Origin of the sequence: Ectopseudomonas oleovorans (genome assembly GCF_003052605.1) — a bacterium.
Classification (GTDB): domain Bacteria; phylum Pseudomonadota; class Gammaproteobacteria; order Pseudomonadales; family Pseudomonadaceae; genus Aquipseudomonas; species Aquipseudomonas oleovorans_A.
On sequence record NZ_QASO01000130.1, the window covers coordinates 37,013 to 50,214 of the forward strand.

Consider the following 13,202-nt stretch of genomic DNA (forward strand, 5'->3'; position numbering starts at 1 on the left):
GGCTCTATTGGATAAAAAGAGCCTTATATGCTGCAAATAAATCTACTTGAAGCTTATGAGCTTCACTAGTATTTATTTGCAGTATAAATGCTGCTTTTAAAGCTAATGCAGCATAAAAGGCTCAATGCTCTGGATCAGACGGGCAGTCAAGATTAGTGGCAAAACAATGCTACTTTTTGTGTTGCCTCCCAGCATAAGGATTTGTCGCTATGCACAGCCCTTCCCCTGGCCGACGACAGGCCATCCGCAGCCTGATCGAGCGCTTTATCGCCGAGCGTCTGACCACCAAGCTCGAAGGCCTGGCCGATGATGACCCCAAGCGCGCCACCCTGCTTGCCCAATTCGCCCCGGACGTATGGCTGGAAGATGCCGCTCGCCGCGCCGGGCAGATCCAGGCGGTGACGCATACGCTCAAAGCCATTCACCCGGACGCCAAGGGCACCAACCTATATTGTTTGCCGAACAGCTTGCCGCAACATGCGCTGGTCGGCAGCCATTGCCTGGGCGACGACTTTGCCGGCGATGTGGTGGGCAATGCCGCCGCGCTGGATGTCTACAAGCTGCTCAAGCTGGAGCACGACGGCCAGACACTGCTCGACCTGCTGCTGGCCGCAGATGCCGATGCCATTGCCGCGCTGCATACAGATGACGAGCAGGCCCGGAGTCTGGCCGCAGCCTTTACCGGCATCACCCGCGCGCGCGACGGCCTGGCCTCCCACACCTACGGCAAGCAGCTGTACTGGCTGGTCGGCGATGATCCGCGCAACGATGAGCACTACCATCTGCTCGCCCCGCTGTATGCCAGCTCGCTGGCGCATCGGGTGTATCAGGAGATCCAGGCCGACCGCTTCGGCGAGCCGGCCAAGGAAGCGCGCCAGGCACGACGCGACAATCAGTTTCACCCTGGCGTGATCCACGAATACCCCGACCTGGCCGTGCAGAAGCTCGGCGGCACCAAACCGCAGAACATCTCCCAGCTCAACAGCGAACGGCGTGGCGACAACTACCTGCTCGCCTCCCTGCCGCCAAGCTGGCAGCCGCGCGATGTGCGCCTGCCGATCCGTACCCGTGACGGTTCGATTTTCCCCGCTTTCGGCCAGCGCCCGGCAGTGGCCGAACTGGTGCGCACCCTGCGCGACTTTCTGCTCAGCGGCCCACCAGCGAACGTGCACACCCGCAACAGCCGCGATGAACTGCTCACCGAGCTGATCGACGAATTGCTGTTGTACGCCGTCGAGCTTTGGGCCTTCGAGCCCGGCTGGTCGGCCAAGCCCGAGTGCAACCTCAACCGCGCCGAGCAGCTGTGGCTGGATTTCCGCCGCGCCGAGCACGACGCCATCTTCGCCAGCGAATGGCGACGCATGGAGTGGCTCACGGAAATTCGCGAGCGCTTCGCCAACTGGCTCAATGCGCGGCTGGTCAGCAAGCTTTCGGTCGGTGATGTGGAAAACAGCTACTGGGCCAAACAGGCCGGCAGCAATGCCCTGTGGCTCGACCTCGACTGGCTGAACCGGGCCTGGGTCGAACAATTCGAGCGCGAGCAACGCGACCTGGAGGCCGAACATGAGTGAGCTGCCCACCTCCAACGGCCTGCTGATCGTCCCCCACCTGCGGGTGCAGAACGCCAACGCCATTTCCAGCCCGCTGACCTGGGGCTTCCCCGCCATCAGCGCCTTTATCGGCCTGATGCAGGCCGTCGAACGCAAGCTCGAGGGTCGCTTCGCTCTGATGTTCGACAGCGTCGGGGTGGTCTGCCATAGCCATGACACCCAGGTCACCGGGGGCTATCAACGCGCCTTCCGCCTGACCCGCAACCCGGTCAACGAGCGCGGTGAAACCGCCGCCATCGTCGAAGAGGGGCGCATCCACCTGGATATCACGCTGATCTTCGGCGTCAGCGGCTATAGCGAAGACGGCCAGCCAGACCCGGTGCAGGGCGACTGGCAAAAGCGCCGCACGATCGCCGCTGAAATCGCAAATCTGCTGGGCAGCATGCGTATCGCCGGCGGTAGCGTGTTCCTCGATCCGCAGCACCAGCCGGTACTGGAGCCATTGGCACAAGGCGAGGAGCGCAGCAAGCAGTTCCGCCGCCTGCGTCGCCGCTGGTTGCCGGGCTTCGCCCTGGTCAGCCGCGACGACCTGCTACAGACCCACCTGCAACATCTGCAGGCCGACAACGCCAGCGCCGATCTGCTCGATGGCTGGCTCGACCTTTCACGCCTGAACCTGCGCGCCCAGGAAGCCCGCCCGGCCAGCGAAAGCCAGCCTGCCAAAGTCGAGTGGCGCGCCCAGCGCGTAATGCCCAACGGCTGGCTGGTGCCGATCCCGGTCGGCTATGGCGCCCTCGGCCCAATGCAAGCCGCCGGCAGCGTGGCCAACGCGCGGGACGGACAAACCCCGCTGCGTTTCGTTGAAAGCCTCTACTCCATCGGCCAATGGCTCAGCCCGCACCGGCTGCGCGATGTCGATGACCTGCTCTGGTACGCCAGCGCCGATCCCCAGGCCGGCCTGTACCGCTGCCACAACCTCTACAGCCAAACCCTCTGCACTGATGACATGGAGTGACCATCATGACCACCACCCCTCTGAAAACTGCTTCCGTCCTGGCCTTCGAGCGCAAGCTCGACCCTTCCGATGCGCTGTTTCATGCCGGTGACTGGCAGACGCGCGACACCTGGCAACCGCTCGCCGTGCGGGAAAAATCCGTGCGCGGCACCATCTCCAATCGCCTCAAGGCCAAAGACCAAGACCCAGCCAAGCTCGACGCCGCCATCGAGAACCCCAACCTGCAGACCGTCGACGTCGCGGCCCTGCCGCATGACGCCGACACGCTGCGCGTCAGCTTCACCCTGCGCGTACTCGGTGGTGCCGGCACGCCCTCAGCCTGCAACGATGCCGCCTACCGACAGAAGCTGCTGGATACCGTGCAGAGCTACGTCGCCAGCCACGGCTTCGCTGAACTGGCACGCCGCTACGCACACAACCTGGCCAATGGTCGCTTCTTGTGGCGCAACCGTATCGGTGCTGAACAGATAGAGGTACAGATTGCCCACCTGGTCGATGGCAAAGCGGCCAAGCAGTGGAGCTTCGATGCGCTGAGCCTTTCCCTGCGCAACTTCGACGCCAGCGGCCCGGCGGCCACAGCGCTGGACGAACTGGCCAAGCTGATCGCTGCCGGCCTGAGCGGCGAGCGTCACCTGCTGCTGGGCATCACCGCGTACGTGCGTATGGGCGCCGGCCAGGAGGTCTTCCCTTCCCAGGAGCTGATCCTCGACCGGGGCAAGGGCGACAAGAGCAAGACCCTGTACAGCGTCGACGGCGTCGCCGGGATGCACTCGCAGAAACTCGGCAATGCCCTGCGCACCATCGACACCTGGTATCCGGACGCTGGCGAACTCGGCCCCATCGCCGTCGAACCCTACGGCTCGGTCACCACCGAAGGCCGCGCCTATCGCCAACCCAAGGCCAAGGCGGACTTCTACAACCTGCTGGACAACTGGCTGCTCAAGGACAAAGTGCCCAGCATCGGTGACCAGCATTTCGTCATGGCCACCCTGATTCGCGGTGGCGTGTTTGGCGAGGCGGGCTAGCCATGAACCATTACCTCGACCTGAAACTGCTGCCCGACCCAGAATTTCCGGCCACGCAGTTGATGAGCGCCCTGCTCGCCAAGTTGCACCGAGGCCTGCATGACCTGCGTCGTAGCGATGTGGGCATCAGCTTCCCGGATGTGGAAACGGCGGGCCACGGCCTCGGCACCCGCCTGCGCCTGCATGGCAGTGCCGAAGCGCTGGATCGGCTGATGGCGCTGAACTGGCTCAGCGGCATGCGCGACCACTTGAACCTGGGTGAACTGGCGCCCATCCCGGCGAAGGTGCGCTGGCGCTGCGTCAGCCGCGTACAGGTGGACAGCAACCCGGAGCGCGCCCGCCGCCGCCTGATCAAGCGCCACGGCATCAGCGAAGCAGAGGCGCGCCAGCGCATCCCCGACAGCGCCGGCAAACGCTGCGACCTGCCTTATGCCACCTTGCGCAGCAACGGCAGCGGTCACAGCTTCCGCCTGTTTATCCGCCACGGCCCACTGCTCGACAAACCCACCCCCGGCACCTTCGGCGCCTACGGCCTTAGCGCCCAGGCCAGCGTGCCCTGGTTCTGACCCTTTTTCCCAGCCCAAAACGGAGCCCTTGCAAAATCAAGCACTTGCAAGCGGCTCCGAAAAAAGGGGTAGCACCGGAAAAATCGGGCAGGTTCTTTAACAATCAAGCCGTTAGGGTTATTAGGCTCTAGTTCACTGCCGTGTAGGCAGCTCAGAAAGTGGTGCAAACGCGCCTGCCGCTCGATGCCGGGTTCACTGCCGTGTAGGCAGCTCAGAAAAGCGGCAGATCTACGTGCCGGCCGGGCCGTCGGTTCACTGCCGTGTAGGCAGCTCAGAAAATTGAAAGCTACGTGGCGGCCGCGACTACCGCGTTCACTGCCGTGTAGGCAGCTCAGAAAATGGGGCAAGGCCCGCGCCGTCGACGGTGTGCGTTCACTGCCGTGTAGGCAGCTCAGAAAACCTCGCCGGACGTGCCAGACCATACCGAGAAGTTCACTGCCGTGTAGGCAGCTCAGAAATTGCCAATCCTGATTTTTCGAGCACATGGGACGTTCACTGCCGTGTAGGCAGCTCAGAAAAGGCATTGCTGAACCCATCGTGCCGGGCAGCCGTTCACTGCCGTGTAGGCAGCTCAGAAAAGCTTCGGGAAGCGCTTGTGGCGAATTGAATCGTTCACTGCCGTGTAGGCAGCTCAGAAAGGCAGGAGTAACCTGGCCACCTGGGAACTCATGTTCACTGCCGTGTAGGCAGCTCAGAAACTGCGCAACGGCCTCGGCCAGCGGGCTGATGCGTTCACTGCCGTGTAGGCAGCTCAGAAAATCACGGCCAACGGCGGTACCTTCGCCGACGAGTTCACTGCCGTGTAGGCAGCTCAGAAAATCAACTGGGGCGTGATCAAGGCCGGCAACGTGTTCACTGCCGTGTAGGCAGCTCAGAAAAGGACGGGCGAGGAATGATGTTGCTGAAAAGCGTTCACTGCCGTGTAGGCAGCTCAGAAATTGCGCGCCGGCTTGGGGTTGTAGATCAGCCGGTTCACTGCCGTGTAGGCAGCTCAGAAATGACCGACGAGAACGACGGCGGCGGTCGCGCCGTTCACTGCCGTGTAGGCAGCTCAGAAATGGTTCACCCTGGCCACCGTGCGTGCACTGGAGTTCACTGCCGTGTAGGCAGCTCAGAAAACGCCCTGCGCGTAGTTGCAGTACCTGCCTCGGTTCACTGCCGTGTAGGCAGCTCAGAAAATAAGGCGGCGACTAGGGATTCCAGTCGCGTCGTTCACTGCCGTGTAGGCAGCTCAGAAATCCAGCTCCGCCAACTGATCGTCTGTAATACTGTTCACTGCCGTGTAGGCAGCTCAGAAAGTCTAAGGCGAAGTCTGGCTCGGGCAGCTCAGGTTCACTGCCGTGTAGGCAGCTCAGAAAGTGGCCGAAGCGGAGAAGGTGCTGATGGCCATGTTCACTGCCGTGTAGGCAGCTCAGAAATGGTCACGGATCTGGTTCAGGGTCATGGATTTTGTTCACTGCCGTGTAGGCAGCTCAGAAAATGAAACGGCCTGCGCTCCAGCCACAAATCCAGTTCACTGCCGTGTAGGCAGCTCAGAAATGGGCGATGGTGGCGAGGATGGCGCCGATGGTGTTCACTGCCGTGTAGGCAGCTCAGAAAAGCAGCAGCCAGTGCGCGGCAATCCGTCGGCAGTTCACTGCCGTGTAGGCAGCTCAGAAACCGTCCAGAACGCGAACTGCAGCAGGTTTCGGGTTCACTGCCGTGTAGGCAGCTCAGAAAATGCTAACCACAACGGCGAGGCGAAACGAGGAGTTCACTGCCGTGTAGGCAGCTCAGAAAATGGGTTGGTCGGCGGCGGTGCTGGTGGCAGCGTTCACTGCCGTGTAGGCAGCTCAGAAATGGTCGATGAAGACCAGGACTTTGTCCGGGTTGTTCACTGCCGTGTAGGCAGCTCAGAAATAGCACCGGCGAAGTTTGCCCCCCTGGCGATGGTTCACTGCCGTGTAGGCAGCTCAGAAATGCTGCAGAACGCGTTGCATCCGCTTGCGCTCGTTCACTGCCGTGTAGGCAGCAATTTGCGCGCACTTCGCTTCGCTCCTGAGCCCGCCCTACGCAAAAATCCGTGTCCGGAACCAAGCCGCCGGTCTAAGCGGAATCGCAGATACGACTCGCTGCCGCACGGACTTTCAGGTGTCCAAACTACGAAACATCACATGGCAATCCACCAGGCCATACCGGGCGTGGCGGTAGGCCTTGGGCAAGGTGCCGACTATCGCGAAGCCGTGTTTCTGCCACAGCGCGACCGCGACCTCGTTGGTGGCCACCACGCTGTTGAACTGCATGGCGCTGAAGCCCAATTCACGCGCCACCTGCAGCGAATGGGCGCAGAGCCGGCTGGCGATGCCGCGGCCACGGGCGGCCGGGGCGGTCATATAGCCGCAGTTGCACACGTGGTCACCCGGCCCAGCGGCATTGGCCTTGATGTAGTAGGTGCCGAGAATCTGCCCGTCCTGCTCGGCAACGAAGGTGGCGCGCGGCAGTTCGACCCAGGTTTTCCAGGCCGTCTCACGATCCATGTTCGGGTCGAAGGCGTAGGTTTCCTGCGCCTGCACCACGTCACGGATGATCGGCCAGACCTGGTCGAAATCGGCTGCCTCGATGGGCCGGATGATCAGTTCATCGCTCACTGGTCGTAGCCTTCGGCCAGGTGCAGATCCTTGAGTTTCACGTAGTTGCCGGCCGTGTAGCTGAAGAAGTTGCGTTCCTTGTCGGTCAGCGGGCGCGCCTGTTTCACTGGGCTGCCGACGTAGAGATAGCCACTTTCCAGGCGTTTGCCCGGCGGCACCAGCGAGCCTGCGCCGATGATCACCTCGTCCTCGACCACCGCGCCGTCCATGACGATGCTGCCCATGCCGACCAAAATCCGGTTGCCCAGGGTGCAGCCGTGCAGGGTGACCTTGTGCCCGACGGTCACTTCGTCACCGATGATCAGCGGGTAACCATCGGGGTTGAACGGCCCGGCGTGGGTGATGTGCAGCACGCTGCCGTCCTGCACGCTGGTACGCGCGCCAATACGGATGCGGTGCATGTCGCCACGGATCACGGTCATCGGCCAGACCGAGCTGTCCTCACCCAGTTCGACATCACCGATGACCACGGCGGAGGCGTCGACGAAGACGCGCGCACCCAGTTGGGGGAGGTGTTGCTGGTATTTGCGAATCGCCACGATAGAGGCTCCTGGGCTGCGGGAAAGCTTGATTGTAATTAAGATGGCCCCCATATCGACTGCAATCGTCCTGGGATTTTCCCCGGCGCAGCCTCTCTTCCTTCGCCACAGGTGCCTCGTCGTGACCGCGAATAATCCCCTGCTGCAAGACTTCGACCTGCCACCCTACTCGCAGATCAAACCCGAGCACGTCGAACCCGCCATCGACCAGATCCTGGCAGACAGCCGCGCTGCCATCGCCAAACTGCTCGAACAACAGCAGGCCAATCCGAGCTGGGACGGCCTGGTGCTGGCGCTAGACGAACTCGGTGCGCGCCTGGCTCGAGCCTGGAACCCGGTGAGCCACCTCAACGCCGTATGCAACAGCCCAGAGCTGCGCGCGGCCTACGAGGCCTGCCTGCCCAAGCTGTCGGAATACTGGACCGAAATGGGCCAGAACAAGCCGCTGTTCGAGGCCTATGACGCGCTGGCCAAGAGCCCGGCTGCGGCCAATTTCGACGTAGCGCAGAAAACCATCCTCGAACACGCCCTGCGTGACTTCCGTCTGTCCGGCATCGATTTGCCGGCCGAGCAGCAGAAGCGCTATGGCGAAATCCAGATGCGCCTGTCCGAGCTGACCAGCAAGTTCTCCAACCAGTTGCTCGACGCCACCCAGGCCTGGACCAAGCAGGTCACCGACGAAGCCCTGCTGAGCGGCCTGACCGACTCGGCCAAGGCGCAGATGAAACAGGCCGCAGAGGCCAAAGGCCTGGACGGCTGGCTGATCACCCTGGAATTCCCCAGCTACTACGCGGTGATGACCTACGCCGACGACCGCGCCCTGCGCGAAGAGGTCTACGCAGCCTACTGCACCCGCGCCTCCGACCAGGGGCCGAACGCCGGGCAGAACGACAACGGCCCGCTGATAGCCGAGATTCTCGACCTGCGCCAGGAACTGGCGCGCCTGCTCGGCTTCGCCAACTACAGCGAATTGAGCCTGGCCAGCAAGATGGCCGAGAGCACCGACCAGGTGCTGAGTTTCTTGCGTGACCTGGCGGTGCGCAGCAAGCCTTTCGCCGAGCAGGATCTCGCCGAGCTGAAAGCCTTCGCCGCCGAGCAGGGCCTGGATGACCTGCAGAGCTGGGACGTCGGCTACTACAGCGAGCGCCTGCGCCAGCAGCGCTACAGCATTTCCCAGGAAGAAGTGCGCGCCTGGTTCCCGGTGGACAAGGTGCTCACCGGCCTGTTCGCCATTGTGCAGAAGCTCTACGGCATCGAGATTCGCGAACTGAAAGGCTTCGACACCTGGCACCCGGACGTACGCCTGTTCGAGATCAACGAGAACGGCCAGCATGTCGGGCGCTTCTTCTTCGATCTCTATGCCCGCGCCAACAAGCGCGGCGGTGCCTGGATGGACGGCGCCCGCGACAAGCGCCGCGACGCCCAGGGCAAGCTGATCGCCCCGGTGGCCAACCTGGTATGCAATTTCACCCCGCCGGTCGGCGGCAAACCGGCACTGCTGACCCACGACGAGGTCACCACCCTGTTCCACGAATTCGGCCATGGCCTGCACCACCTGCTGACCCGCGTCGAGCACGCCGGTGCCTCGGGCATCAACGGCGTGGCCTGGGACGCGGTCGAGCTGCCGAGCCAGTTCATGGAGAACTGGTGCTGGGAGCCGGAAGGCCTGGCGCTGATCTCCGGCCACTATGAAACCGGCGAGGCGCTGCCACAGGCCATGCTGGACAAGATGCTGGCGGCGAAGAACTTCCAGTCCGGCCTGATGATGGTGCGCCAGCTGGAGTTCTCGCTGTTCGACTTCGAACTGCACGCCACCCACGGCGACGGCCGCAGCGTGCTCGACGTGCTCGAAGGCGTGCGCGCCGAGGTCTCGGTGCTGCGCCCGCCAGCCTACAACCGTTTCGCCAACGGCTTCGCGCATATCTTCGCCGGTGGCTATGCGGCCGGTTACTACAGCTACAAGTGGGCCGAAGTGCTCAGCGCCGATGCCTTCTCCAAGTTCGAGGAAGAAGGTGTGTTCAACGCCGATACCGGCCGCGCCTTCCGCGAAACGATCCTCGCCCGTGGCGGCTCGCAGGAACCGATGGTGCTGTTCGTCGAATTCCGCGGCCGTGAGCCGAGCATCGACGCCCTGCTGCGCCACCTCGGCCTGAGCCAGGAGGCCGCATGAGCGATGCTCCTGTGAACAGCACGCCCAAGCGCTTTATCGCCGGCGCCGTGTGCCCGGCGTGCAGCGAGACCGACAGCATCAAGATGTGGAACGTCGACGGCGTGCCGCACCGAGAATGCGTCAAGTGCGGCTATGCCGACACCCTCGACGCACGCGGTAATTCGGTGCCCAAGGAGATCCCCACGCGGGTCAACGTCAGCGGCCTGAAGCCCAAGGCGGCCGCCCCCAACGTGCAGGCGGTGCAGTTCTTTCCCAACCCGAAGCTGAAGAAACCGAGCGAGCCCACCTAGCCCGGGCATTCTCGGGTGGGTTAGCGGTGCCGAGCGCCGATGCTGCAGGCGAGTTGCACCCACCTGACTTTAACCGCGGAAAAACTCCTCGGGCGTTGCGCCGAACTGGCGGCGAAAGGCAGCGATAAACGCCGATAACGAGTCATAGCCGCAGGCCAGCGCCACATCGGTTACACGCTCACCCTGCTCCAGTGGGGTGAGCGCATCGAGCAGACGCTGGCGCTGGCGCCACACGCGAAAGCTCAGGCCCGTTTCACGCAGGAACAACCGGCTCAGGGTCTTTTCCGACACCCCCAGGCGCTCGCCCCATTCGCCCAGGCCGAGCTGGCGCAGCGTCGCATCCTCCAGCCCCTGACACACCTCGCGCAGCCGCGCGTCTTGCGGCAGCGGCAGCATCAACGCCACCTCTGGCGCAGCGCGCAGTTCGTCCAGCAACACTGCCGCCAATCTACCAGGCGCGCCCTGCTCGTCGTATTCGACCGGCAACGCACTGAAACCGCGAATCAGCTCGCGCAGCAGCGGGCTGACCGCCAGCACCCGGCACTCGGCCGGCCCCCAGGCACCGCGCTGCCGTCGATGTACAGGCTGCGCATTTCGGTGCGTGGCGAGCTGAAGACCTGATGCTCGACACCCGCCGGCACCCACACCGCGCGCTGCGGCGGGGCGACGAAACGGGCGCCAGCGGTCTGCACCTCGAGCACCCCGGCGATGGCGTAGGACAGCTGCACCCAGGGGTGCGTATGACGAAAGGTCAGGGCGCGGTTGGTCAGCGATTCGGTGCGGCCATACAGCGGCCGAGGCAGGCTGCGCAGCTCGGGCAGGCTGCGATGCAGGGTGGCGCGATGTCTGTTTGGCGACACTTGCTGGCTCTTTAGCGTTAGCCGGAAATTTTCGACGACGATAGTCTGGCGCCCTCCTGTATCGCAAGTCCGAGATTCGCCATGTTCCTGCGCCGCCTGCTGCCCGACAATTTCACCCTGACTCTGCTCGCCGTTGTGCTCGCCGCCACACTGCTACCCGCCAGCGGCCAGGTCGCGACGATCTTCGAGTGGATCACCAACCTGGCCATCGCCCTGCTGTTCTTCATGCACGGCGCCAAACTGTCGCGTCAGGCGATTCTTGCCGGTGCCGGGCACTGGCGTCTGCACCTGCTGGTGTTCGCCTGCACCTTCATCCTCTTCCCGCTGCTCGGCCTGGCACTCAAGCCGGCTCTGGAGCCGCTGCTGGGCAAAGAGCTGTATCTGGGCATGCTCTACCTGTGCGCCCTGCCGGCCACCGTGCAATCGGCCATCGCCTTCACCTCGCTGGCGCGCGGCAACATCCCGGCGGCGATCTGCAGCGCAGCAGCCTCCAGCCTGCTGGGTATCTTCCTCACTCCGCTGCTGGTGGCCTTCCTGATGGGCGTGCACGGCGACAACGGCTCGACCCTCGATGCCATCGGCAAGATCAGCCTGCAGTTGCTGCTGCCATTCGTTCTCGGCCAGATCGCTCAGCGCTGGATCGGCGGCTGGGTCAACCAGAACAAGAGCTGGCTGAAATACGTCGACCAGAGCTCAATCCTGCTGGTGGTCTACACCGCCTTCAGCGCCGCGGTGATCGGCGGCCTGTGGCAGCAGGTACCGCTGGCCACTCTGCTGCTGGTGATTGCCGCCTGCTGCGTGTTGTTGGCCCTGGCCCTGGTGCTGACCCACATGCTGGGCAAATGGCTGGGCTTCAGCCTGGAAGACCGCATCACCATCCTCTTCTGTGGCTCGAAAAAGAGCCTGGCCACCGGCGTGCCGATGGCACAGGTGCTGTTCGCCGGCAGCGCCATCGGCGTGCTGATCCTGCCGCTGATGCTGTTCCACCAGATCCAGCTGATGGTCTGCGCGGTGCTGGCACAGCGTTACGCCAAACGCGAGGAGGCACCGCAGATCGTGGCCGTTTGATTGAAGTCGCGACAGAAAGGACTTGCCCGGGCTTCAAATAACTGTATTTTTATACAGTATATTTTGGAGTCCGAGCATGTCCGTCAGCCTGCCGCCACGTGGCCGTGGCACCGCCAGCAATCCGCACAACCGCTATGCGCCGACCCGTTCGGAGCAGGAAGACGACGGCTGGTATCAGGACGAAACACCGCCAAGTCGCGCCACCGAAGTGCGCAAGGAGCAGGCGAAGACGGCGATCACCCGCAATAACTCACCGGACGTCGGCTTCGATCGTTCGGTGAACCCCTACCGTGGCTGCGAGCACGGCTGCATCTACTGCTTCGCCCGGCCGACTCACGCTTACTGGGACATGTCGCCGGGCATCGACTTCGAAACCCGCCTGATCGCCAAGACCAACCTGGCCGAACGCCTCGAAGAGCAGTTGCAGAAGCCTGGCTACGTGCCGCAACCAATCGCCCTGGGCATCAACACCGACGCCTACCAGCCCATCGAGCGCGAACAGCGCCTGACCCGCCAGGCCCTGGAAATCCTGCTGCGCTACAAGCACCCGTTGCACATCATCACCAAGGGCTCGCTGATCCTGCGCGACCTGGATCTGCTCAGCGAGCTGGCCAGGCACAACCTGGTCAGCGTGGCCTTCAGCCTGACCACCCTGGATGACGAACTCAAACGTATCATGGAGCCGCGCACTGCCGCCCCAGCGGCGCGCCTGCGTGCCATGCGCACGCTGCACGAAGCGGGTGTCCCGGTCAGCGCCATCTGCGCGCCGATGATTCAGCAGATCAACGACATGGAGCTGGAAGCACTCCTGGAAGCCGCCCGGGATGCCGGCGCCCGCTCGGCCGGTTACGTGCTGCTACGCCTGCCGTTGGAGATCGCCGGGTTGTTCGAGGAATGGCTACAGGTGCACTTTCCGGATCGCGCCGCCCACGTGATGAGCCTGATTCGCCAGAGCCGTGGCGGCAAGAATTACGACAGCCGCTTCGGTAGCCGCATGCGTGGCGAGGGCCTGTTCGCTGACCTGCTGGAGCAGCGTTTTCGCCTGGCGCGGCGCAGGCTCGGCCTGGATCAGCGAGGCAGCGTGGTGCTGGACTGTTCGCAGTTCTGCCCGCCGGGTGCGCAATTGAGCCTGCTCTGACTTGGCGGCGCGCACCGGCCACCCTGGCGATGGTCGGCATGGACGCTGCCGCAGCTGGTGCAGCGCGAACACCCGCCCTCGATCCCAACGTACGCCTTGGCCCGACGCCGTATATCGCCCACTGGCGCGAGCGCGTCGGGACCTTCGCCGGCTGCGCGCATCTGATCAAGGTCAGCGAAGAGGATCTGCAGCTGCTGTACCCCGAGCGCGACCTGCGGCAGGTCGCGGCAACAGGCGCCTGGGCGAATTACCCGAAACCGCCGGTTGTCGCTCAGCTCGCTGGAGGTGACACTTGGCGTGTGACTCGCACAGCGCAGCGACTGTCGTTCTAGCAGCGTATTTTCAGACAACCCA

Annotated in this window: 11 protein-coding genes, 1 pseudogene and 1 CRISPR repeat array; of the genes and pseudogenes, 9 read left to right on the plus strand and 3 right to left on the minus strand. The window is 63.5% G+C overall.

Features of this window, described 5'->3' with window-relative positions; genetic code table 11:
* The first annotated feature begins 209 nt into the window (after positions 1-209).
* From csy1 to cas6f, 4 genes are read left to right on the plus strand one after another with little or no spacing between them, the layout of a single operon-like run.
* Entirely contained in the window at positions 210-1,571 is a 1,362-nt protein-coding gene (gene csy1 / locus DBO86_RS23430) for a type I-F CRISPR-associated protein Csy1 (protein WP_108234999.1), read from the plus strand.
* Positions 1,564-2,565 carry a type I-F CRISPR-associated protein Csy2 gene (gene csy2 / locus DBO86_RS23435; RefSeq protein WP_108235000.1) on the plus strand — a complete coding sequence of 334 codons (1,002 nt, stop codon included), beginning with the start codon at positions 1,564-1,566 and terminating at the stop codon, positions 2,563-2,565. The genes csy1 and csy2 overlap by 8 nt, the downstream gene beginning before the upstream one ends.
* A 5-nt stretch (positions 2,566-2,570) precedes the next feature.
* Positions 2,571-3,590, plus strand: coding sequence for a type I-F CRISPR-associated protein Csy3 (gene csy3, locus DBO86_RS23440; protein ID WP_108235001.1), 1,020 nt, complete (start codon positions 2,571-2,573; stop codon positions 3,588-3,590).
* Positions 3,591-3,592: 2 nt separating this feature from the next.
* Positions 3,593-4,156, plus strand: coding sequence for a type I-F CRISPR-associated endoribonuclease Cas6/Csy4 (cas6f, locus tag DBO86_RS23445; protein WP_108235002.1), 564 nt, complete (start codon positions 3,593-3,595; stop codon positions 4,154-4,156).
* A 130-nt stretch (positions 4,157-4,286) separates the two neighbouring features.
* A CRISPR array of direct repeats spans positions 4,287-6,115; the repeat unit is 28 nt; unit sequence GTTCACTGCCGTGTAGGCAGCTCAGAAA.
* A 167-nt stretch (positions 6,116-6,282) separates the two neighbouring features.
* Here the strand turns inward: cas6f and DBO86_RS23450 are convergent.
* Both DBO86_RS23450 and DBO86_RS23455 read right to left on the minus strand, forming a co-directional pair.
* A complete protein-coding gene (locus DBO86_RS23450; protein ID WP_003464687.1) occupies positions 6,283-6,783 on the minus strand; it encodes a GNAT family N-acetyltransferase in 501 nt (166 codons plus the stop codon).
* A complete protein-coding gene (locus tag DBO86_RS23455) occupies positions 6,780-7,322 on the minus strand; it encodes a gamma carbonic anhydrase family protein (protein WP_084341995.1) in 543 nt (180 codons plus the stop codon). The genes DBO86_RS23450 and DBO86_RS23455 overlap by 4 nt, the downstream gene beginning before the upstream one ends.
* 121 nt (positions 7,323-7,443) lie before the next feature.
* Between DBO86_RS23455 and prlC the strand changes: the two genes are divergently transcribed.
* Together prlC and DBO86_RS23465 are read left to right on the plus strand one after the other, a co-directional pair.
* Complete coding sequence (gene prlC / locus DBO86_RS23460) at positions 7,444-9,492, plus strand: oligopeptidase A (RefSeq protein WP_108235003.1); 2,049 nt, start codon at positions 7,444-7,446, stop codon at positions 9,490-9,492.
* Positions 9,489-9,782, plus strand: coding sequence for a YheV family putative zinc ribbon protein (locus DBO86_RS23465; RefSeq protein WP_108235004.1), 294 nt, complete (start codon positions 9,489-9,491; stop codon positions 9,780-9,782). Before prlC ends, DBO86_RS23465 begins: the two co-directional genes overlap by 4 nt.
* Before the next feature lie 69 nt (positions 9,783-9,851).
* Here DBO86_RS23465 and DBO86_RS27115 read toward each other — a convergent pair.
* Positions 9,852-10,642, minus strand: a pseudogene (locus DBO86_RS27115) (AraC family transcriptional regulator).
* Positions 10,643-10,723: 81 nt separating this feature from the next.
* Between DBO86_RS27115 and DBO86_RS23475 the strand changes: the two are divergent.
* From DBO86_RS23475 to DBO86_RS27385, 3 genes are all read left to right on the plus strand, one after another.
* Positions 10,724-11,710, plus strand: a complete 987-nt coding sequence (locus tag DBO86_RS23475) for a bile acid:sodium symporter family protein (RefSeq protein ID WP_108235005.1) — start codon at positions 10,724-10,726, stop codon at positions 11,708-11,710.
* Positions 11,711-11,786: 76 nt separating this feature from the next.
* Positions 11,787-12,848, plus strand: a complete 1,062-nt coding sequence (locus DBO86_RS23480; protein ID WP_108235006.1) for a PA0069 family radical SAM protein — start codon at positions 11,787-11,789, stop codon at positions 12,846-12,848.
* A gap of 38 nt (positions 12,849-12,886) precedes the next feature.
* Positions 12,887-13,180: a carbohydrate kinase family protein gene (locus DBO86_RS27385; protein WP_423387752.1), complete on the plus strand. Its 294-nt coding sequence runs from the start codon at positions 12,887-12,889 to the stop codon at positions 13,178-13,180.
* Positions 13,181-13,202: the final 22 nt, after the last annotated feature.

Coding starts and splice junctions, on each gene's coding strand:
- csy3 (WP_108235001.1), top strand. CDS start 2,571: ATGACCACCACCCCTCTGAAAACTGCTTCCGTCCTGGCCTTCGAGCGC.
- csy1 (WP_108234999.1), top strand. CDS start 210: ATGCACAGCCCTTCCCCTGGCCGACGACAGGCCATCCGCAGCCTGATC.
- DBO86_RS23475 (WP_108235005.1), top strand. CDS start 10,724: ATGTTCCTGCGCCGCCTGCTGCCCGACAATTTCACCCTGACTCTGCTC.
- DBO86_RS23480 (WP_108235006.1), top strand. CDS start 11,787: ATGTCCGTCAGCCTGCCGCCACGTGGCCGTGGCACCGCCAGCAATCCG.
- DBO86_RS23465 (WP_108235004.1), top strand. CDS start 9,489: ATGAGCGATGCTCCTGTGAACAGCACGCCCAAGCGCTTTATCGCCGGC.
- cas6f (WP_108235002.1), top strand. CDS start 3,593: ATGAACCATTACCTCGACCTGAAACTGCTGCCCGACCCAGAATTTCCG.
- DBO86_RS27385 (WP_423387752.1), top strand. CDS start 12,887: ATGGACGCTGCCGCAGCTGGTGCAGCGCGAACACCCGCCCTCGATCCC.
- csy2 (WP_108235000.1), top strand. CDS start 1,564: ATGAGTGAGCTGCCCACCTCCAACGGCCTGCTGATCGTCCCCCACCTG.